This is a genomic window from Bacillus sp. FSL K6-1218 (genome assembly GCF_038006445.1).
In the GTDB taxonomy this organism is placed as follows: domain Bacteria; phylum Bacillota; class Bacilli; order Bacillales; family Bacillaceae_G; genus Bacillus_A; species Bacillus_A thuringiensis_S.
On record NZ_JBBOVE010000001.1, the window covers coordinates 3172496 to 3194004 of the forward strand.

Here is a 21509-nt window from a genome sequence, read left to right on the forward strand (position 1 = left end):
AAAAAGTACCTTAATCCCCTTACCCTTGATTCCTCTGCGCCTCTCTAAACTCCTCCTTCACCTTCTCTAACAACCCTTCTTCCGTAATTAATCGATACGCCGTATTTGCTAATGCTTTTGCCGATGTAATTAATGCTTTATCTCCAAGTTCTGAACGTGCTGCTTCTCTAAATTCATTCGTATGTGCAATTAAGTCATCTGGTCCGATTTTAATGTACGGATGAATTGTCGGTACGACTTGACTTACGTTTCCTGCGTCGGTTGAACCGATCCCTACTCTTTCTTTACGATTTACCTCTTCACCTAATAGTTCTAATTCTTCCGCTACTATATCGTTATATGTTTTTGTTACGAGTAATTCATCGATTTCATTTTGGAATGGATGAATTTTTACTTTTGCACCTGTTGCTAACGCTGCTCCCTCAGCAATGTTTCTTACTTTTTCTGTTACTTCTGCACATCTTTTTCGCGTTGCTGCACGGATGAAGAACCTTGCCGCGGCGTAGTCAGGAATAATGTTAGGTGCTTTTCCGCCTTCTGTAATAACGCCATGAATTTTCACGTCTGACGGAAGTTGTTGACGAAGTGCGTTAATACTGTTGTACAGCTGAATCACCGCATCTAATGCGTTAATTCCTTCTTCTGGTGAAGCTGCAGCGTGAGCTGTTTTTCCGTAAAAATGAAAATCAAGTGGATCGACTGCTAGTGAAGGACTTGTTGTCGCTGTTTTTCCACTCGGATGAATCATAAGCGCCGCATCAATGTTTTTAAATAAACCTGCCTTTACATAACTTGATTTCGCGCTACCATTTGGCCCGCCTTCTTCTGCTGGTGTACCAAAAACGACAACTTCCCCGCCAATTTCTTCAAGCGTTTCTGATAATGCAATTGCTGCTGCAACACTAATTGTGCCGATTAAATTGTGACCACACGCATGGCCTAGTCCTGGTAAAGCGTCGTACTCCGCTAAAAATGCGATTGCCGGTCCTTGTTTTCCAGAGCTTTTTCGCGCGATAAATCCCGTTTCATGTCCAGCTATATTGTGCTGCAACTGAAATCCTGCACTACCTAGCAATAAACTTAACGTTCTGGATGCGTAAAATTCTTGGTTTCCAATCTCCGGATTCGCATGAATATCATGACTTGTTTCTATGTACTTTTCCTTATTTCTTTCGATACTCTCTTCAATTGTTTTTCTTTGTGACGTTACTCCTGTCGCTCCCATTGTTCTTCCTCCTTTTATTTTCACGTAAAAAAGCCTCTTTCTAAAAGATAGAAAGAGGCTTCTGTATATACAGTCAAAATGAGCTTCTTTCTTATCTTTCAAGTTACCTTGCTGGAATTGGCACAGTATTCATAACGAATCCGCTGCCGAGGTATCATAGGGCCAGTCCCTCCACCTCTCGTGATAAGAATTTTCATAAAATTATATTAAATTACATTCATTCTAAGTTCATTCTAAATAAAAGTCAAGGAATTCCTATCCGAATTTACCGAATATCTAAAAATCCTTTTAATACACCAATTGTTTCTGGCGCTTGCAGTCTTGCACATACGTACGGAAATTCTGTACTACCTTCAAACATCATTTGAGATGTAAGCGGTGCGCCTGCCCAGAAGATTTCATCATCAATTACGATAAACGGGAATGCTTTATTTTGTCTTTGTAACTTTACATTTTTCAGTGGAACTGGTCCATCACTATAAACTGTTATCTGTGCATTTGTACGCATTAGCGCTTGCCATACTCGCTTATCCACTTGTTTTGTACTTGGAATTGAAATAATAATTTTTCGTTTTGCGGCTAAAATATCTTTTAATAGCCCTTTCGGCTCTTCAAGATTCATTTCCATAAACCAGCGTAAACGTTTCGAAATTTTCCGTTCCCACAATTGTCTTGATGTCGTGCGATCATACACATCTCCGTGACGTTCTATATGAGCTGTTAATTGTGATAACGCTTGTTTTCTCGAAAGGTTTTTACGCATATAATGGCAATCTGATAATTGAATGAACTTCCCTCTCGCTCTTGTCACTGCTACATTGACGAGGCGATGGTTTTTGTGATCAAAGAATAATACGCCAGGTCGTTCTTGCGGATAACTGTCAACCGTATCAAAGATCATCATATCTCTTTCAGAACCTTGGAACTTATGAACTGTCGCCGCTAAAACTGGTATGTTTTGATATTTCGTTCTCTGCAACATTTCTCTAATACATGTCGATAAAAAGCGTGACTGCGCCCTGTAAGGTGTCACAACACCAATTGATTGAACACCGTCTAACAATCCGATTAACATCATTTGCATCGCTACTAAACCAGACATAATGTTAAAACGTGAACCAGAAGCAGCATCTTTTAACGAAAAAGCTCCCATTTGGCTCGTATCAAATAAAACACTCGCTTCATTTGCGAACGGCTGCAATTGCGCAAGTTCTTTACGCTCTGAAACAGACGGATGATCGTATACTCTATTTTTATAAATAAACGAATTCGTAAACTTCGATATATCCGCATGCATACGTCTTTGTTCCTGCAACATAAATAGGTTCGGATGTGCTTCTGATTTATTAACAGACTCAACAATCCCAGCATGGTAAAACATATCTTCCCCAAGCCATTTGCGAACAAGTTCATGGTTCGCCATCGCAATTGGAGGTAATTGTAAAAAGTCTCCACAAACAACGATACGTTTTCCAAGTGAAGCAGCTAATGCGATTTGCGGAACGAACGCCATACTCACTTCATCTACGACAACTAAATCGAATGTACGCTCATAAATTAGCGCATCAATTGCACATTTTGATAGAGTTGCACCAATTACTTTCGCATTTTCAATGTATTCTTTTTCTACTTCTTTAATTTTCGCTTTTTGCTTTCGAAGATCACTTTCAATCTCTTGTATACGCTTCTTATCAGCAGAAGTCGCTTTATATGATAAAATCTTTTCACGAAGATCTTGTCGTGTTTCTTCTAAATAGAGTCTTTCTTCTCCCCAAGATCCGTTCGTCGTTTCAACTAGCTTCGACGTAAGTAATGTTTCATGATTTCGTATATGTTCATGTTGACTATAACCGTAACGAACAATTTCGCCAGGTGTCCATTTCTTTTTCTTCTCAATTTGCTTCGTTACTTCGCTCATTAATACGTCCACTGCCGCATTACTATGAGCTAACACAAGTACCGATTTTCCTTTTTGGTAATGAGCCGAAATAATACGTGATAAATTGTACGACTTCCCTGTTCCAGGCGGTCCCCATACGTACGTTGTCGGATTGTAAAACGAACGATATGCTAGTTCATTTTTCGGATTTTTCATCTTCTCAATATGCTTCGGACTGCTCGTCCCATCAACGAGACGCTTTATACGATTACGTTTCAATTTATCTTTACGTGCTTCTTTTAATCGCTCTTGTAGTTGCTCTAAAAGTTGCCACGGTTCACTGTATAAAACTGCTTCTCTTATCTCACCTTGTATATAATCATTTAATTTCAATTCTATTTCTAATCCATGTACAGATAATACTTCTCCTGTCGCTTCCTCACCATCGAACTCAATTCGAATTGGTGAACCTTCAGGTAAGCTTACTTCCGAAATAAGCTGAAATACATACACTGTATTCTCATAATCTGTATATAAAAAACGACCGTTCATGATAGAAATTTTACTACCACCTATCGTTTTCCAATGTTTAATTTCATATGCTAATGCATAATGCCACTCTTTCATCGTTTCCGATAATGAAGGAGTTTGAGTAGGTATATTCATCGTATAATCTCCTTCCTTCTCCCCAAACATACTTTCTCACTATACCATATAACACGCTAAAATTTGTAAGGTTTTTATCTTGCTTATTTTCTTAATTTTCAATAATATATTGTATATAATTTTCAGAAAGAAGGAATCTACATGCCAGTTAGAAGAATTGAACACGTAGGACTTATGGTTGCAAACTTAGAAACATCTATTACTTTTTATGAAGAAGTAGTCGGCTTACAGCTCCTTAAACGTATGGGGCACCCGAATCCAGACTTAAAACTCGCTTTTTTAGGTGTGGAAGAATCGAAGGAAACGATACTCGAATTAATTGAAGGCTACAATTCTTCCTTGCCAGCAGAAGGAAAAGTACATCACATTTGCTTTAAGGTAGATTCATTAGAGGATGAAATCGAAAGACTAAAGAAACACGCAGTAACCTTCTTACTAGGAGAAGAAATCGAAACATTACCAGATGGAACACGTTACATTTTCTTCGCTGGTCCTGATGGAGAGTGGATTGAGTTTTTTGAGACGGAGAGATAAAGTAAAGCTTTATTTTGCGGGATAGAAAAGGAGCCTGAATTCTGGCCCTTGTTTTAACCAGTAACAATGAAACATACCTCCAACCTAAGAATTTACCAAGATTAAAAACACAATCATTTTGTTAGGAGGAGAGAATGGGAAATACAGTCTTTATTATTGTTTTTTGGATACTGATACTATTTCCAATCCTTTATGTAATCAAGATAAAGGATTGAAATATAAAAACAGCTGCCTTATTTGTTGGAAGGGTTCTATTAAGCATTGTCTATTTCATAAATGGAATGATGTTACGACTGCAACGAAATTGGGTAGAACCTCCCTATGAAACAGAATGGGATTTCTTTGTAAAGTCTTTACTAAACGGAAAAACTGATGCACTTATACACTTGTTACTTCTAATTATTATCATTACTTTGGATCTATTCATTACATTTTATTATATCAATAAAAAGAAATAGGATATTCTATCCTATTTCTTTTTTTATGAGTAGCGCCATATCGCTATCAAACTAATGTTTTATGCTGCCCCTAAACAATAATTTTTTACATTTTTACTCTGAGAATGTCAATTTTACTATTTTTGAGGTATTTATTTTTACTAGCTTGATGGACATGGGTTTGATTTATTTTCTTAGGTTGGTAGACATGTGGTGCTATCCCATTGCTATTAAGCTAAGAATTTAAGTGTAATATCATTTAAGGTAATACTTAAGATACAAATAAAATATCTTTTCCATGTCGCACTGTTTTATTGAAGTCTATCCCGAGTTGTAGCTAGTTCAATGCGACTGTAAATTCGGAGTTCGGTGCGCCAGCAAATACAACCGTTCCGTTCTCCGGTAGTTTCACTTTGTTATTATCACTAACAACGCTAAAATTGACGCATACTCCATTCCCATCATACACCGCGAATGAACTTCCTGATGGCAACTCCACATTCATCGTTTTCCCTGCTGCCTCTTGCGGAATCGTAAACCATTTCGCATGCCCATTTTTTTGCAGTGTAACTTTCGTTGATTGACCTGCATCAAGGGATTTCACGTTAGATTCACTGACGTATAAAAAGCTGGCCATCTCCATATATTCAGTACCATCCTCTGTATAGAAATGTGCTTCCTTCGTATCCCGCCCATTCATCACGGGAATCTGAATTTGATGCATTGCCGAATTTGGACCTGTAATTTTTTTGCCGTCCCAATACCCATCCTTGATCGTAATTTGTGTGTTAAGAGGCATTAGTTGTCCTAGATAGTTCATAGAATTAAATTTTTCGTTAACGAGGTAGAACTTGCCACCCTCACGCTTCGCCCATGCAGCAACTGTTTTCTTCGGTAACACATTGTTTTCTAATTTCTGGGCTAAATAGTGAGTCAGCACATTTTGCCCCAATCCCGGCGATAATTCATATGTGCTCTCTCTCAAATAAACTTTTCCATTCTTCTCTGTGACGAAGTTAAGCTTGGAGGTACCCTTCTCGTTTATAAAGCTTCCATCCGCCGTATATACATATTTTTCTTCCGGTTTAGTTGGTAAAAACAGTTCTCCCTTCTTCGTAATTTCTATTTTGAAATGGCTTTGGATATTTCCATAAAAACCTGCTTTTTTTACCACGTCTTGAGGTACTTTAGCCTTGACTGGCTTGCCGAAGGATTTATCTGGTTTTATATCCTTAATTGTCCCTTTCTCTTTAAGCCTAGCTAACAGTAATTTGTTTGCTAACAGTTGATTTGTCGTGCTGCTGCCGCCGGAGGACAATACAGCTGCTGCCATCTTCTGTTCTGGAAGCACGACCAATGTGGCATGTTGCAGTACCGTATCCCCACCCTTAGTCAACGCTTTTATCCCATATTCACTGAATGGGTATAGTTTCACACTATCCCAGCCAAGACCATAGTTGAACACGTTTTCGCTATCTTCCGGCCACATGCCTCTTTTATATTCTTCTTGTTCCATCGCCTTGACTGCTTTATTAGAGAGAATTTCTTTTCCCTGTCCCATAAATATTTGTGAGAATCGCACCACATCTTCTGCAGTAGAAGAGATTCCTCCCGTACCAATCACATTTACCATTTCACTTGGAAGCTGTCCCTGGTATGTCGGAGAATACTGTCCAGCCCGCTTTTCATCTTCCCATTTGTCTTGCGATGTTATCGTATGATTCAGTTTTAATGGCTCTGTAAACTTTTGATGTAGAAATTCAGTAAAACTCATACCGCTGACTCTTTCTACCAAGATCTCAGCCAGTGTAAAACCGTCATTACAGTATACTGAGAACGCGCCAGGGTCTGCCTTCAAGTTTTGGTTGGATAATTGTTGCAACAAGATATCATGGGCATAAGCATCATTATCTTTAAATAAAAATGCATTATTGAACGTCGAACCTTGCAAACCCGAGGAGTGATTCAACAGCATACGCGGTGTAATGCGCTTATATCGTTTATCTTTCATTTTGAAATCAGGAATATAGCGGGCAACAGGAGCATCCAAATCAACTTTTCCTTCGTCTACTAGTTTCATAACAGCCGCAGCCGTATATACTTTACTGGTTGAACCAATTCCGTATAGAGTATCTTTAGTTAATGGTTCTTTCCCTTCTATGTCGTTCTTACCTGTCTGCCCCGACAAAATAAGTTTACCATTATCAATCAGCGCATACTGCACGCTAGTCGTCTCATAGGACTTCGTGAGTAGTTCAGCGTTCTCTGCAGCAATCTTCTCCAAATCTTTGCTAGCAACTTCTTGGCTAGATACAACCGGAGCCTTACTGCTAGAAGACGCTATCGCTCCTGTTGGTAGACTCATCGTTAGAGCTAAGGTAGCGGCTAACACTCCAGATAATTTATTTTCCATAAGAAAAATTCCTCCTTAGATAAATGATCGATTTCATCTTTTATTTGTTCAATTACAAACATCACATAAACTACTATTCTGGCTTTATCCCTACTGTCTATATTCAACAAGTAAAATACTTTTAAAAAGACCAGTATTCTCGGCTCTACCCATACTGTTGAAATTGCCGTCAACATATGCCCCTCCAGCAAAAGTATCAAATCCTAGAATAACATCTGTATGTTCCCATATCGGGACACCGTTAGGAAATATAATTTCATAGATTCCTAGACCATATCCATTGATTCTTCCCTTTCCTGTAGGAACTGTAGTGAGTATTCTGTTCTTTCAGTAATTGCCACCAATAGAATGCTCTTATTACTAGTTTGTTTTTCGTATAAATGTATCCTATTTACCCTCCCTCTTTTACGCTTCTCTATATTTGTATCCTACACAATAAAAATTTCTTTTTTCTTATCCATTTCTTACAATTTCCTTACGTTCAAATCACTTCTATAATTAGATAGGTTTTATTTTAAAATCTCCAGGATAATAAGTGCATATATAATCCCACGATTTTATAGAAGATGGATTAATAACCTTTCATGCACATCTCTGATATTCCCTTAGATTCCACCCTCAACCTTTACCACAGTTCCAACCGGCATCAACACTTCTTCACGTTCTTATAAGTGGAAGTCATTCTTTCATATCCATCCTTGTAAAAAGATAAAACGAGAACGATTGGAATGCCATTTGTATGGGCAATTGATTGCCATTCTACTTTGTTCTTCTAATATATTGCAAATGCGGCAATTACTGCTTATGAAAAAGAAACGAGAACTGAAACACCCCCTAATATAATTGACGTTGTATGAGCTTAGATTGATAGCGACGGGGTACCGCCAGTATTTCGGAAAAAACCACACTAAGGGTATACAAGGTTTTATACAGTTTTTCAGTTAATCCAATAACAGACAAGAACCCTAAAACCGCACCAGGATAGGAAAGTATAAAAAATGCATAGATCCATAGAACAAAAAAAAGACGATTCCCTTGTAAAATTAGGGAACCGTCTTTTTCTTCGCTATCGATAACAAAAATCAAGTACGTAATATTTTATTTGTCGATATTTATTTAATCTTCATTATTGATTTCTATTGTACCTGTTCTAGCACTAACTTTTAAAATATTTAACAGATTATCAGGTGTCTTAATTTCCACTTCATATTCAAATTTTGATTGTGCTAAGTTGTCATCTTCTAATTCGAATTCTTTTTTCACATTAATAATTTCTCCATTTGTATGAGCTAAAGAAATTTCACGAACTTGTTTCTCTGTGTATTTTTCATTCTTTTTTGCATAATTGTAACCCATACCATAATATCCACTAACAATAGCAATACCACTTACTAAAATAGCAATTACACTTATAATTATTTTCTTTTTATGTTTTAACATTTTCATCCACTCCTTCATGATTAATCATCTATTCCAAATCTTGCTTCAAGTGCATTTTCTGCTTGCTCTAATTGATCTTCCAGTATATCGTGTTCTCTTTCTTGCGTTTGATATTGTTCAACAGTTATCGTTCCAGCGTGATAATCTGCTTCTAGCTGATTATCAGATAGATCTATCTTTTCATCCAATTGGTCAATTTCTTTTTTTGCTGCTAAGTACGTATTTAAGTTTTCTTCTTTTGCTCCAACTGGTTTCGTGTTATTTGCCTTTTCTACAATAGATGTGACTTCGTTTTTGAAATCTTGTGTTTGCTTCGTATCATTCGTAGCAGGCCCTATTTTGTTTGGTTCTTGTTGTAGTTGAGCAACTTCTTTTTGTAATTTATCATTTTTCACTTTCAGTTGTTGCACTTCTGTATTGTTATCAGCTTGAGTAGAACAAGCTGTTAAGAATAAACAAGACATTGCTCCAATCAACATCCACTTTCTCATTCTGTTTTCCTCCCTTTACATGTGCACCTTATCCTTGCCTTTATATTACTGAACAAACATTAAAGGAAGATTAATGTACAAAAAAATAAAATGATATAATTAAATAGTTTCTAATCTTTCTTTAATGTTTTGGAATTATAGTGATACATATTAATAAGAGGAAAAGGAGAATGTTAATGCGAGTTCTTATTGTCGAAGATGAACAAGACTTACAAAATATATTGGTGAAACGATTAAATGCAGAATATTATAGTGTCGATGCATGTGGGAATGGCGAAGATGCCTTGGATTATATAAACATGGCTACCTATGACTTGATTGTGCTTGACATTATGATTCCTGGAATAGATGGTTTACAAGTATTACAAAGGTTACGCGCGGATAATAATACAACTCCTGTCTTGCTTCTTACAGCTAAAGATACAATTGATGATCGCGTAACAGGACTCGACTTAGGTGCGGATGATTATTTAGTAAAGCCGTTTGCTTTTGATGAACTATTAGCAAGAATTCGAGTGTTAATGCGAAGAAAAACAGGAAATACATCTAATGTATTTGAAATCGCTGACCTAGTGGTAGATTGCAATATGCATAAAGTAACAAGAGGAGACCAGGTTATCACTCTTTCCAGTAAAGAATTTGCTATTTTAGAATATATGATTCGTAATAAAGAAGTTGTGTTGACACGAGATAAAATTGAGCAACATGTGTGGAATTACGACTATGAAGGTGGCTCGAATATTATTGATGTTTACGTCCGATATCTTCGTAAAAAAATTGATAGCCAGTTTGAAACGAAGTTAATTCATACAGTACGAGGAACTGGTTACGTATTGCGAGTAGAATCATGAAAAAACTATCAATAAAAATGAGAGTAACCCTTTGGTATACGGGGTTAGTTGTAATTATTATGGCACTCGTGTTAGCTTTTATTTTAGCTTCTTCAGATAAAGTTGTGCTTTTTAATATGAAAAATCAATTAAAGAGCACAGTAAAAGAAAGTATTGAAGATATCAAATATAAGCATGGACAGTTAAAGATTGACGATGATTTTGAAACTTTAGAAGATGGAGTAAATCTCCTCATTTATAGTAAGCAAGGTGAGCTATTGGCAGGAAGTAGTCCAACAAGCTTTAATAAAAAGGTATCGCTTAAATCCGATGAAATACAAGCCATTAAAAATGGTAATAAAGAATGGATAGTATATGATTTTCTCCATAATGCAGGTGGCGATGAGCAAGTCTGGGTTCGTGGAATAATGACGATGAACCAATTATCATCAACAATGAATACGCTTATCGTGGTAACACTCATCACATTTCCATTACTTATTCTCATTGCGGCAGTGGGAGGATATTTTATTACGAAAAGAGCGTTTCGACCTGTGAAACAAATGAGTGATTCAGCCAGTGAAATTGGTGATGGTAAAGACCTTTCGAAGAGAATTAATTTACAAGGTTCATCGAAAGACGAAATGTATCATTTAGCACAAACCTTTGACAAAATGTTTGAGCGATTGGAGACATCATTCGAAAGTGAAAAACAATTTACATCTGATGCATCTCATGAATTAAGAACACCAACATCTGTTATTATTTCGCAATGCGAATACGCTTTATCACTGAGGAATAATCCGAAAGAAATGGAAGAATCTTTAGAAGTAATTTTAAAGCAATCACGTAAAATGTCCGCGCTAATCTCACAACTCTTATTATTAGCAAGAGCTGACCAAGAAAATCATAATACTTTCCAATTTGAATGTATCAATATGAGTGAATTAACGGAAATCGTTGTAGAAGAGCTTTCATTAATGGTTCAAGAAGCTTCGATTGATATCACAACTCATATAGAGGAAGACCTGTTTATGAAAGCAGATCAAACATTGATGATGCGTTTATTAATGAATTTACTAACGAATGCGATTGCTTATAGCAAAGCGAACGGCACTGTGCATATGCAACTGTTCCGTGATGAAACCAACATAATAGGTAAAGTCTCCGATAATGGCATAGGCATCAGCGAGCAACATATTACGAAAATATGGGACCGCTTCTATCGAGTTGACGCAGCAAGAACATCTTCAAGCACCGGAAACACAGGTTTAGGATTGTCGATGGTAAAATGGATTGTCGAACTACACGGAGGAAAAATTACAGTTGAAAGTGAATTAGGAGAAGGCAGTACTTTTACATTTAAACTACCAATTGAAAAACCAGCATAATTTATGCGCGTCTGTCGCTTCAAAATAAAAATTGATATTTAAAGACTCTCTACAATCCTTATGTAAAAATAACTGACGCATTTTAAACATCATCGATTTTATCATTTTGGACAACCTATTCTGTTAAATTGATATACATGCGAAAAAACTATCGAAATAAAACCCCAGAAATCCAAAGGTCTCTGGGGCTTCATTATATATTTAGTTCTTTTTGCTTTTTGTTTTGTTTATGTTTATACAGTAATTTTCGGCTTATGAGAGAAATCAGTAATAAGACCAGTATTAGTACGAAAAGTTGCATAAATGATAAATCAAAATATTTAGCACCTGTAACGATTAACAATGTTGAAATCGTACCTTTTACAATGAAAAAAATAATAATCCATAATCCGCCTTTTTTCCAGTTCATTTTTATATTACCCTTTCCTACGTTTAAATTATTAAATGGGACACCTTATTAGAAATCTATTATATTAATAAAAAAGTCATGTCTAATTAAATGCAATGATTCCATAATAAGTGAAAATGATATTCAATGTCAATTTTATTGACTGTTTGAATACCTGTTTCTTCACTTCAACCTCTTCCTACTTTGTTTCTTATAAGCAATGAACTCTTGTTTTCAAACAAAAAACACCTCCATTGAATTTACATACTTCGCATGCGAATTCAAGAGGTGTTTTTTCATATACCATCAAGTAAAATTTCCTGCCTTATTTCTTGATACGTACCTATTTTCTAGTACACAATAACTGGATCATACGTGTTCAAACTATCATATACAGTTTTTGCAACGTTAGGCAGCAGGTTTACACACCCACCTGATCCCCCTGTTAAATAAGCATTATTTCCCCAGTCTTTTCGCCAGCCTGCATCATGGAATCCTTGACCACTATTTGTGAATGGAACCCAGTAATCTACTTTAACTGCATAATCAGCTTTACCTACTGCGCTTCCTTTCAGCGTGTATGGTGTTCGTTTATATAGAACGTACCACACACCTGGTGATGTATCTTCACTCGTGCTATGTTTACCCGTTACTACATTTGTTGTGACAACTAATTTTCCATCTTTGTAAATCCAAATTTGTTGCTCTGCAATTGAAACTTCTGCATACGTGTCTCCGATGCCATTATTCGATGTTGTTTTATAACCGATACCTTCCTTCTCCCAACCATTTCCGTGAATATTAGAAGCAGAAAGCGACTTTTCGCCTTTCTCAAAGGCTTGTTGAACTTGTTTAGTTTCTTTTTCAACATCTAGTGCCCAGCCGTAGCCTTGCCCTTTTACTGATATGACTGAACCGGAATGCGTTTTAAATGAGAAATCTTTATTTAATGTTGATTTGGCATTATTAATTTCAGTAATTTTATTCTTAATGTCGCTCGCGTCAATTGTAACTTTCATATCCTTTGAGATAGAAGCATTTTGAATTAAATCTTTCGCTTTTAAAGGATAAACTTCATTCTGCACTTTATACTCAACAGACTGCCCAAGAAGATTCTGTAGCGCTTTCTCCTCTTTTTTGACAATCGGATCGTCTTCTTTAATAGGTTTTATGTATGCAGACTTCAGATGAATTTCGCTTTTATATTTTTGCTTATCGTAATCTTTCAGTAGACTAGTAACGTCATACTGTTTTCCTTCAACACTTTTCGAAATAACAATTTTTCCTTGTTCTAGCTTCGCCATAGCATCTTGAGGCGCTTTTAACTTTTCATTCATAGAGATGAGCTTTTCTTCTACAAGTTTTTTCATCGTTTCACTACGATACTGATCTGCCTTCTCTGGTAGCAATGAATAATTTTCTCCCTTTGAGGAAGGGAAAAATGTCCACTGGTTTTTTAATAGTTTCTTAACTTGAGGCAAATCTTTTTCCGTAAGTTCCGTTTTTGTATCTTTTTCATCTAAAATTTGTTGTTGATCAACATAGACTTTGTTTGCTAGTCCAGATGTCTTTAATTTCTGTATTGCCTGATCAGCGCTCAGACCACCAACTTTTGTGTCATTAATTGTAACATTCGAATTGAAGTGAGTTGCCTGATAATAACTCATTCCCCCAATAAGAAGTGCAATTACACCAATACCCGCTGCGATAAACTTCCAATTTGTATAACTTTTGTTTGATCTTACTCGTTTTTGATCAATTTCTTCAACTGATTCATTTGTTGTATTGTTGTTCATCAATCTTTCCCCCGTATGTATTAACGTCAAACGATTTTCAATTAAAATCATAGACTAGTGTACCTTATTTTTCCTAAAATTTCATTATTTCCGACCACATTTTATCGCAATTTAATGATTAAATTTAGATTTTTCAATAGTACGATGCATTGCACAGCCCTTTACAAGTTATAAAATGAAATTTCAATCAACCGTTATACCAAAGGAATTAACTACATCTTCTTTGGAAAACTTTTTCTCTTTACGTAAAATACGAATTATATTATCCATTTTATAAACATCACCTCCTAATTTTGTCAAAAAAATAAACGATAGTCCTTCTATCTAAAATGTAGAAGGACTATCGTTTTTTCAGTTAGAGTATTTGTATAATCGTTTAACTTTTTATTTCCTGAAGGTCAAACTTGATGAAGATGATGAAATTTCATCTCATAGCCTTTAAATGAAAACATTATGTTTTTTATGGCAACCAAGTTTATTTTCTTAGCTTGATGTACCCACATATCCAGCAGCCTAAGATTAAGTAAGAGTCTGTTCAACTAGATTTTTTCTAATATTTTTAGGAGCATCTTATTTCGCCTCGTCATATTTCACTAATTGAATTTAAAACACATCCGTATGCTATTTAGTAAAATTTACGATTCGAGACGTAATTATTGCAGTAATCAAGATAATAATAGCGGTTATCAAGCCAGATTCTCCAATCCAAATCTCAGTTTGATACCCTGTACTTGCACGTGTGAAAGGTCCTTGAATAATGGCATTCCAAGTAGCATGGATGATAACCGAAGGCCAAATGCTACCTGTGATAATTCGTAAATAAGCTATAATATAACCGAATGGTACAATACAAAGATAGATACCAAGTACTGAAAGAACGACAGATGGGCCCGCTACATATAGACCAGCAATAACTATTGGAACATGCCACGTTGCCCAAATCAATCCACTAATAAGGATGGGCCGTGAAAACTCTGCATCGACTAGCCTTGTGAGCATATAACCTCGCCAACCCATTTCTTCTCCCAAAGCTGGGATTAAGCCAAGCAAACTTCCGAAAATGCCGCTCAATACTACTAGATAAATGAAGCTGAATGGTGCCGTTACATACTGAAGCCCAAGCATATTGTAGATCGGTTCTAAAATAAACATACCAACTTCGGGATACTGAAACCCCGCAATTCCGCTCAACCAGGCGATAGAATAAGTAATTCCACAAATAATCATAGGGATTAGCAGAGCAAAACCGATCCCCTTCCATATCTTTAAGTTACCGAGACTAAAAGATACATCTTTAAACCCTTCTTTCAGTATTATGCGAGTCAAAATAGAAGAAAATGCTGGGGTAAACATATATACCACAATAAGCGGCATACTTTTCGTAATTATTACTACTACATTTAGGATAATAGAAGTAATGATTAAGATACTCAGAAAGAGTTGAAGTCCTATTTTAGCACGTTGGATTTTATCTTTATTGTGGAACGATTTTGCGTGTAATATCATTTTAATCCGCCCTTCCCCTATAATTCACTTGTTTATCGAATTTACTTCTTGTCATTTCCACAGACACAACTTAGAATAAAAATATTTTTGTATACAGATTCATTCATCTTTAAAATCCCTCCCCAATTTATAGTCTAGTCTTACTTACGACTCATCAATGTAATTATTATTTATAAGTTGTCATAACCGATAGTACAAAAGTGTAATGATTAGTCTATGACCTGTGTCAATTAACCTTATGACAATATGTAACTAGAAAATATGATATGGAATAGATAACAATTGAATTAAGGCAATTGATTCGTGCAAGTACAATGAATCAATCTTGCTTTACAAATAATTCAATTGAGGTGGAAAAAATGAATAAGAAAAGCATAATTGCAATGGTTAGTACAGCTTTATTAGTCACAGGATGTGTAGAAGTAGGAAAGGCTCAAACAGTAGCAGTCGAAAATTCAGGTCAATCAATACAAAAAAATATAGTTAAATCCATACAATCACAGGCTTACCCATTAAAAACGATAGAGCCGTCAAAATCATTTGAGGATTTAAAACCACTTAAGAAAATGATTGGGAGCGCACAATATGTAGGATTAGGAGAGAATACTCATGGAAGCTCTGAAATTTTCACTATGAAGTTTCGCCTTGTGAAATATTTGGTTACTGAGATGGGTTTTACAAATTTCACAATGGAAGAAGATTGGGGAAACGGCTTAAAACTAAATGAATATATCCAAACAGGAAAAGGAAACCCTAGAGAATTTTTAAACTTGTTATATCCTACTGATGAAATTATAGCCATGATTGACTGGATGAAAGATTATAATGCTAATCCATCCAATAAAAAAAAGATCCAATTTATTGGGCTCGACTTAAAGGAGTTGGACCAAGATTGCTTTAATAAAGTAATTGATTATGTAAGGCTACATCGACCAGATTTGCTGGCAGAAGTAGAAGAAAATTATAAAGAATTGTCGGCTTTTAATGGAAGTATAAAGGAATATATGGACCTTGCTCCTGAAACAAAAGAAAATTTCAAAGCAAACGCTGAGAGAGTAGCCCAATTACTAAAAGATGAGAATGGGCAAGCCAACACAGAAATAGTTTCACCTGAGTACATCTGGGCGAAAGCAACGGCAAGTGTAATAGAGAAATATACCACAATGCTAATTCCTAACGACTATCCAAGTGTGTTAAAGCTACATGAGCAATACTTGACCGATCATGCAATGTGGGCACAAGAGACATTGGGTGGTAAAACGATGGTATGGGGACACAATATTCATATAGCTAAAGGAATTATCGATGAGAAATTATACCCTTATGTTGCGGGGCAGTATTTGAAGGAACGTTTAGACAATAATTATGTCACAATTGGCAGTACAACTACGGAGGGGAATTTCACCTTATACAGCGACACCCAAGATAAGATTAAAACGGATCCGATTCCACAAGATGTAAATAGTTTCAATTATACCCTTGGAAAAGTACCATATAAAATGTTTTTATTGGATAACCGTCACCTTAAAGGACCAGCAGAGAAATGGGTTAAAACAAAAAGACCATTACTAAGTATAGGGGCACGACTTTTACCCAACGAATCGGCATACTTTGATACGTCATTGCTTGAGCAATTTGATATTATTTTTCATATTCGAAAAACAAGTCCATCTCATATTAAATAAAAGTACAAAACAATCCCTTCTTGCATCTGCAAGAACGGGATTGTTTTATGGTGATTGATATAAGTATCTTTTTTAACCAGAAGTAGGTTACTCTCCCCTTTTTAGCATCATTTAAAAGTGTCATATGACACTTTTACACTAGTGAAAATGACAAAAAAAGCAGTACAATTCGGTTATTACATAGATAGGAGCGAGAACTTTATGAAATCAAGATTCATCCAGAATGGTTATTTTTTATTGCTAACTTTCGTTACAGGATTGTTTTATTTTTGTTTTTACCTAATAGCTCTGCTATTCAGTTTCACCCTTTCATTTACGGTAATTGGGATTCCACTAGTTATACGCGTACTACAGACTACGACACCTTTTATCCAATTCGAGCGCATACAGACGAAAATTTATACAGATATTTCGACCGACACTTACGATAGAAGTATAAAAATGGATACATCAAACTGGTCTCAGGTGAAATTAGTGCTTACAGATCGTCGTACTTGGTCTGCTGTCTTTTGGTTAATGCAGAAATTAGTGATTGGCATTTTCAGTCTCATTAGTGCAATCATTTTTTATGTAATGCCACTTATGTTGTTGTTGGCACCACTACTGTATCGCTACATTGAAATGAATATTATATTCATACAGATAGATACTTTTTCCAAGTCACTCTTTGTAATGTTTATGGGTATAGTATTTACTGCCATAAGTATTAAAATAGTAGATGGTTTGACAAAGAAAATTGGAGGCTATACACATAGCATGATCCGGCAACTAAATCAATAGAAGTTTACCTTCTATGAGAGAATTGTAGTGTAAAATTAAAAAGTACAACAATGTATGAAGGATTAATTTATAATATAGGAAGTAAAAAGGTAGGCTATTTAGGGGGTAAATGACTTGTTAGATATGGTTAAGTATTGGTTTTGGTACGATTGGATTATGTTAGGAGTCCGTATACTTGTTAGTGTCTCTATCGCCATAACCACATTAGATTTTCAGGATAGTTTAACATTGCCACTTTGGATTATTATTCTTTGGGAAATTGTTGCCTTCTCGATTCCATGGGTAGCCTTACTGTTCAATTATAAATATTATTTGTTCACAGAAATACTGCTATATGGTGGACTGTGTATATATTTAACTTCTTTATTTCCGGGAGCTAACGTTACATTTCTTATATCGGCTTTTCTGATTGCTGCGAATAGTCAGCATTTGTCCTATTATTGGACAGCTCCAACAACAGTTTTTATAACAACTGGAATTTTCTATGCGGTTGCGCCAAGTAATAACTATTGGATTATGGTTACCTACTATGGACTTGCTTATGTAATGGGCTTCGCTTTCCATTTATTAATCGTCAATCATAAGCAAAATGAAGCGATTCGTAAACAAAACGCGGTACTTGAGCAATATATGTCTCAGATTGAACGTATTACACTGGCAGAAGAACGGAACAGACTGTCGAGTGAGCTTCATGATACAGTTGGTCACGCTTATACTTCTATTATTATGGGGATGGAAACGCTGCGTACCGAACTTGCTACTGAAATGGGTATACAGAGGCTAGATTCTCTGCTTGAAATGGGACGTAAAAGCATTGAGGACGTGAGAGGTTACCTACATCAAATGGATTCTCCGTGTCAATCGTCTTCCTTGATTCAATCTCTACAAAATCTTGGAGCCGAATTTCAGGAGCACGCTCAGGTAAATGTAAGTTTTAGGACATTCGGAGAGGAATATCAACTATCTCGGCAAGCGAAGATCACATTCGTTCGTTGCTTACAGGAGTCCCTTACGAATGCAGTACGTCATGGTCAAGGGACTGAAATTATAGTTTCATTGCAGTTTGAACAACAATATACGAGGTTAGAAGTTCAAGATAATGGAAAAGGAAATGTAGAATGGCAGGAAGGCTTCGGTATGAATGCGATGAAAGAACGAGCAATGAACTTGCAAGGTCATTTGTCTGTATATACAAAGCCAGAGGAAGGAATGCTTGTTACATGCACCATACCGCGACAAACTGAAATAAAAGATGGACTTATTCGTTTGTTAATTGTAGACGATCAGCCATTTGTTCGGGAAAGTTTGAGGACACTACTCGATAGATATGAAGATTTAAATGTAGTCGGCTTGGCTGAGGATGGCAATCAAGCCATCGATTTGTGTGGGCGCCTTCAACCCCATGTTATACTTATGGATTTAGATATGCAGCACATGGATGGAATCGAAGCAACCAAAAAGATTAAACAACAATGGCCACATATCCGCATATTGATTTTTACAACGTTTCAAGATACCGAACAGGCGTTGGAATCGCTTCGCAACGGTGCGGATGGTTTTTTACTCAAATCTATTGAAACGTTGGAGCTAGCTAATACAATCCGACTTATTCACAAAGGTGGGACACTGATTGATCAGGGAATGTCTCACAAAATATTTGAGAAGTTTGATGAGCAAAAAGAGACACCACAATCAAAAGCAACCGCTTATGAGCTAACGGCTAGAGAGATAGAAATATTGCAGCTAGTAGCAAAGGGACTTCGATACACTACCATAGCATCAAGGTTATATTTGTCAAATGGTACGGTCAGAAATTATGCTTCTACAGCTTATACAAAGCTAGGAGTCTGTAACAAAGAAGAAGCTGTTCAAAAGGCTCTAGAAATTGGAATTATTGAATAAAAAAATGTTTTTTTGTTTCTTTACAGCAAGGTAAAATGTAGTTACAAGGTACAGTAAAGGATAAACTTACGAATTTAATTGAATATCATTTTTGATAGGTAGTTTTTTAAAAAAGTTCACCCTGTTTTAAAAAACTTTAAATAGCGTTACTACCTATTGAATGTAGCAACGCTATTGTTTTCTATATTAGAAATTAAACATCTTTATTATTGCTATACGGAAGCCAGTTTCAGGTCTTTTCATCTGATAATTATTCCTTTCTAATTCGAAATAATTATCTCGTAATTTCTCCACCTACAGAACTATTTTCATGTGAGGATTCCTCTAAGCCAAATGCCCCCTAATTCACTAGTTATCTCTGAAAATAGCTATTTAAAAATATGGTTGCTAATTTCATTTCGCTCTTCCTTGCACCCAAGTAGCAATATCATTTATAACATACTCAGGGATATTAGCGGGACTATAATATTCATCCGGTTTACTTAATTCTCCATTCCCTTCTGTAAAGAAGTGATTTAACTTTGGATATAGTCGATAATCAATATTATCTCTCTCTTTTAATTGTTCTTTCCAATAAGGAATTTCAATTTTTGATAGAACTTGATAGTCTCTTTCTCCTTGAAGAATAAGAAGCGGTGTTTTTTGTTTTTTTGACATTTCTGCTGCTTTAATTTTACGGATAGAATCCCAATATACTGGTGGTCCTAAAGAAAAATCCTTTGGAGGATTCTGACTAGAAAAATTAGGATCCTTTAATAATTCAAATTGCGATTTGAAAAATTTATATTCTTCTGGTTTCATTTCTCCAATAGAAAGACGATACTCCAGTTGATCTAAAACATTGTCTGTGAATGCCTTGCCCGCTCCTCCCATCACAATTGCCCCAGCAATATTTTGATTTTGATTTTTTTCAATTATCCTCGGAATCATCATTCCACCTTGACTATGACCAAGAATATAAATTTGATTCTTATCTATCATAGGTTCATTTTGAAGAAAATGAGTCACAAGAAGTGCATCATCTGTTGTCTCTTTATCAACTGTATAAAACGGACTAAGTTCTGTTTTCAATCCATGTTCATAGGTTCGTTTATTATAGCGAAGGACAGCAATTCCTTTCGAGGCAAGACCTTCAGCTAAATCACGAAATGGTTTTAAAGCATATGTTGCTGAATCCTGATCGGCTGCTCCAGCTCCATGAACAAGAATAACCGCTGGAAAAGGGCCCTTCCCCTTTGGAACAGATAATGTTCCTGGTAATGGAAATGCACCACTTCCAACTACTACTTCTTTATCAATAAATGATTCAGGCTTACTATATGATGGCCGATCTGCAACAGGACTAAACGGCATACTGAGTTGAAAATCATCTATTTTTCCAGATGGATCTAGTCTTATTAGTAAAGGTACAGTCATTTGTTCAAAAACTAATTGAATCTCTACATTTGTATGAATAGAATTTTTCTCTTTTTGTGTGACCTCTCCAATTTCTATAAAAGAACCTTTTTGTACTTGCGTAGGCAGTTCTTCCCAATAGTTCTTCAGCCACTTTTTAGATATTATTTTCTGTAATGATCGAGAAGTTAAATCAAATGCAGATTTATAATCTTCAGTATGCATAGAACGGACAAATGAAAAAGCAGTAGATATAACAGGATTTCCCTCTTCAATATTGTCTATTTTTTTTATATTTGTGTTTGTTTCCTTTAATGTCGATTTAATTTGGTGACTAAATGGATTATTAAATGTATTTTGATATAAACTTCTTTTCAATACATCCTTATTCCGTCCCTCAAATAAGTTTGGATAATCCTCGAGATTTTTAGATAAAATTACTTCCTCCGCATATGAAACCGAAGGAATGGTTATGGTACAAATTGCACTGACAAGTAGTAACTTACTTACTATTCTTTTTCTCGTGCTCATATTTATTAATTCTCCCTTCATAATTCAAATTTTTAATACGGCATGCATAGTATTATACGGAAATAGAAATTTTCAAGGCGATTAACAATCTACTTTACGATCCCTTCTAGCAGGTTAAAAACTATTATAAACAAACTTCAATATACAATGCCTTCTTTCTCTTTTTCCACATGTATGTTAACTCTAGAAATTACTTCTTTTCTTTAAAACACTCTTGTTA

The 21509-nt window shown here is 35.7% G+C and carries 17 protein-coding genes, 1 pseudogene and 1 riboswitch; of the genes and pseudogenes, 8 read left to right on the forward strand and 10 right to left on the reverse strand.

Going from position 1 to position 21509, the window contains the following annotated elements; translation table 11 throughout:
* Positions 1 to 19 precede the first annotated feature (19 nt).
* Positions 20 to 1225 (reverse strand): M20 family metallopeptidase, encoded by a 1206-nt coding sequence (locus tag MHI26_RS16140; RefSeq protein WP_061665909.1) that lies wholly within the window; start codon positions 1223 to 1225, stop codon positions 20 to 22.
* Between the two features lie 88 nt (positions 1226 to 1313).
* A riboswitch (SAM riboswitch) is annotated at positions 1314 to 1415 on the reverse strand.
* 75 nt (positions 1416 to 1490) lie between these two features.
* Positions 1491 to 3800 (reverse strand): AAA domain-containing protein, encoded by a 2310-nt coding sequence (locus MHI26_RS16145; protein WP_003307377.1) that lies wholly within the window; start codon positions 3798 to 3800, stop codon positions 1491 to 1493.
* 111 nt (positions 3801 to 3911) lie between these two features.
* Here MHI26_RS16145 and MHI26_RS16150 point away from each other — a divergent pair, with 111 nt between their 5' ends.
* Positions 3912 to 4304: a VOC family protein gene (locus MHI26_RS16150; RefSeq protein WP_061665908.1), complete on the forward strand. Its 393-nt coding sequence runs from the start codon at positions 3912 to 3914 to the stop codon at positions 4302 to 4304.
* A 218-nt stretch (positions 4305 to 4522) separates the two neighbouring features.
* Positions 4523 to 4762 (forward strand): hypothetical protein, encoded by a 240-nt coding sequence (locus MHI26_RS16155; RefSeq protein ID WP_225988060.1) that lies wholly within the window; start codon positions 4523 to 4525, stop codon positions 4760 to 4762.
* Between the two features lie 316 nt (positions 4763 to 5078).
* On the opposite strand, the gene MHI26_RS16160 is transcribed toward MHI26_RS16155, so the two are convergent.
* A complete protein-coding gene (locus tag MHI26_RS16160) occupies positions 5079 to 7154 on the reverse strand; it encodes a serine hydrolase domain-containing protein (protein ID WP_000428431.1) in 2076 nt (691 codons plus the stop codon).
* On the reverse strand, positions 7127 to 7330 hold the full coding sequence (locus MHI26_RS16165) for a hypothetical protein (RefSeq protein WP_000954377.1): 204 nt from the start codon (positions 7328 to 7330) through the stop codon (positions 7127 to 7129). The genes MHI26_RS16160 and MHI26_RS16165 overlap by 28 nt, the downstream gene beginning before the upstream one ends.
* A 496-nt stretch (positions 7331 to 7826) precedes the next feature.
* Between MHI26_RS16165 and MHI26_RS16170 the strand changes: the two are divergent.
* Positions 7827 to 7979, forward strand: a pseudogene (locus MHI26_RS16170) (IS4 family transposase); the annotation flags it as partial.
* A gap of 291 nt (positions 7980 to 8270) precedes the next feature.
* Here the strand turns inward: MHI26_RS16170 and MHI26_RS16175 are convergent.
* Positions 8271 to 8594, reverse strand: a complete 324-nt coding sequence (locus MHI26_RS16175) for a PepSY domain-containing protein (protein ID WP_061665907.1) — start codon at positions 8592 to 8594, stop codon at positions 8271 to 8273.
* 20 nt (positions 8595 to 8614) lie between these two features.
* Complete coding sequence (locus tag MHI26_RS16180) at positions 8615 to 9085, reverse strand: hypothetical protein (RefSeq protein WP_001233666.1); 471 nt, start codon at positions 9083 to 9085, stop codon at positions 8615 to 8617.
* A 176-nt stretch (positions 9086 to 9261) separates the two neighbouring features.
* On the opposite strand from MHI26_RS16180, the gene MHI26_RS16185 reads away from it, so the two are divergent.
* Both MHI26_RS16185 and MHI26_RS16190 read left to right on the forward strand, forming a co-directional pair.
* Entirely contained in the window at positions 9262 to 9936 is a 675-nt protein-coding gene (locus MHI26_RS16185; RefSeq protein ID WP_042973360.1) for a response regulator transcription factor, read from the forward strand.
* A complete protein-coding gene (locus tag MHI26_RS16190; protein WP_061665906.1) occupies positions 9933 to 11306 on the forward strand; it encodes a sensor histidine kinase in 1374 nt (457 codons plus the stop codon). Before MHI26_RS16185 ends, MHI26_RS16190 begins: the two co-directional genes overlap by 4 nt.
* 193 nt (positions 11307 to 11499) lie before the next feature.
* On the opposite strand, the gene MHI26_RS16195 is transcribed toward MHI26_RS16190, so the two are convergent.
* From MHI26_RS16195 to MHI26_RS16205, 3 genes are all read right to left on the reverse strand, one after another.
* Positions 11500 to 11715, reverse strand: coding sequence for a hypothetical protein (locus MHI26_RS16195; RefSeq protein ID WP_001104092.1), 216 nt, complete (start codon positions 11713 to 11715; stop codon positions 11500 to 11502).
* 329 nt (positions 11716 to 12044) lie between these two features.
* Positions 12045 to 13490: a L,D-transpeptidase family protein gene (locus MHI26_RS16200; protein WP_001064081.1), complete on the reverse strand. Its 1446-nt coding sequence runs from the start codon at positions 13488 to 13490 to the stop codon at positions 12045 to 12047.
* 621 nt (positions 13491 to 14111) lie between these two features.
* A complete protein-coding gene (locus MHI26_RS16205) occupies positions 14112 to 14996 on the reverse strand; it encodes a CPBP family intramembrane glutamic endopeptidase (RefSeq protein ID WP_061665905.1) in 885 nt (294 codons plus the stop codon).
* A 359-nt stretch (positions 14997 to 15355) separates the two neighbouring features.
* On the opposite strand from MHI26_RS16205, the gene MHI26_RS16210 reads away from it, so the two are divergent.
* The 3 genes from MHI26_RS16210 to MHI26_RS16220 all read left to right on the forward strand — a co-directional run bounded on the left by MHI26_RS16210 (position 15356) and on the right by MHI26_RS16220 (position 19363).
* Entirely contained in the window at positions 15356 to 16681 is a 1326-nt protein-coding gene (locus tag MHI26_RS16210; protein ID WP_061665904.1) for an erythromycin esterase family protein, read from the forward strand.
* Between the two features lie 201 nt (positions 16682 to 16882).
* Complete coding sequence (locus tag MHI26_RS16215) at positions 16883 to 17461, forward strand: sensor domain-containing protein (protein WP_061665903.1); 579 nt, start codon at positions 16883 to 16885, stop codon at positions 17459 to 17461.
* 114 nt (positions 17462 to 17575) lie between these two features.
* Positions 17576 to 19363, forward strand: a complete 1788-nt coding sequence (locus MHI26_RS16220; RefSeq protein WP_061665902.1) for a hybrid sensor histidine kinase/response regulator transcription factor — start codon at positions 17576 to 17578, stop codon at positions 19361 to 19363.
* 393 nt (positions 19364 to 19756) lie between these two features.
* Here the strand turns inward: MHI26_RS16220 and MHI26_RS16225 are convergent, their stop codons facing one another.
* On the reverse strand, positions 19757 to 21289 hold the full coding sequence (locus MHI26_RS16225) for an alpha/beta hydrolase (protein ID WP_061665901.1): 1533 nt from the start codon (positions 21287 to 21289) through the stop codon (positions 19757 to 19759).
* Positions 21290 to 21509: the final 220 nt, after the last annotated feature.

What these genes read in the sequence shown, in the direction of transcription:
- MHI26_RS16140 (WP_061665909.1), bottom strand. Translation starts at nt 1,225, where the DNA reads ATGGGAGCGACAGGAGTAACGTCACAAAGAAAAACAATTGAAGAGAGT.
- MHI26_RS16145 (WP_003307377.1), bottom strand. Translation starts at nt 3,800, where the DNA reads ATGTTTGGGGAGAAGGAAGGAGATTATACGATGAATATACCTACTCAA.
- MHI26_RS16150 (WP_061665908.1), top strand. Translation starts at nt 3,912, where the DNA reads ATGCCAGTTAGAAGAATTGAACACGTAGGACTTATGGTTGCAAACTTA.
- MHI26_RS16160 (WP_000428431.1), bottom strand. Translation starts at nt 7,154, where the DNA reads ATGGAAAATAAATTATCTGGAGTGTTAGCCGCTACCTTAGCTCTAACG.
- MHI26_RS16165 (WP_000954377.1), bottom strand. Translation starts at nt 7,330, where the DNA reads ATGTTGACGGCAATTTCAACAGTATGGGTAGAGCCGAGAATACTGGTC.
- MHI26_RS16175 (WP_061665907.1), bottom strand. Translation starts at nt 8,594, where the DNA reads ATGTTAAAACATAAAAAGAAAATAATTATAAGTGTAATTGCTATTTTA.
- MHI26_RS16180 (WP_001233666.1), bottom strand. Translation starts at nt 9,085, where the DNA reads ATGAGAAAGTGGATGTTGATTGGAGCAATGTCTTGTTTATTCTTAACA.
- MHI26_RS16185 (WP_042973360.1), top strand. Translation starts at nt 9,262, where the DNA reads ATGCGAGTTCTTATTGTCGAAGATGAACAAGACTTACAAAATATATTG.
- MHI26_RS16190 (WP_061665906.1), top strand. Translation starts at nt 9,933, where the DNA reads ATGAAAAAACTATCAATAAAAATGAGAGTAACCCTTTGGTATACGGGG.
- MHI26_RS16195 (WP_001104092.1), bottom strand. Translation starts at nt 11,715, where the DNA reads ATGAACTGGAAAAAAGGCGGATTATGGATTATTATTTTTTTCATTGTA.
- MHI26_RS16200 (WP_001064081.1), bottom strand. Translation starts at nt 13,490, where the DNA reads ATGAACAACAATACAACAAATGAATCAGTTGAAGAAATTGATCAAAAA.
- MHI26_RS16205 (WP_061665905.1), bottom strand. Translation starts at nt 14,996, where the DNA reads ATGATATTACACGCAAAATCGTTCCACAATAAAGATAAAATCCAACGT.
- MHI26_RS16210 (WP_061665904.1), top strand. Translation starts at nt 15,356, where the DNA reads ATGAATAAGAAAAGCATAATTGCAATGGTTAGTACAGCTTTATTAGTC.
- MHI26_RS16215 (WP_061665903.1), top strand. Translation starts at nt 16,883, where the DNA reads ATGAAATCAAGATTCATCCAGAATGGTTATTTTTTATTGCTAACTTTC.
- MHI26_RS16225 (WP_061665901.1), bottom strand. Translation starts at nt 21,289, where the DNA reads ATGAGCACGAGAAAAAGAATAGTAAGTAAGTTACTACTTGTCAGTGCA.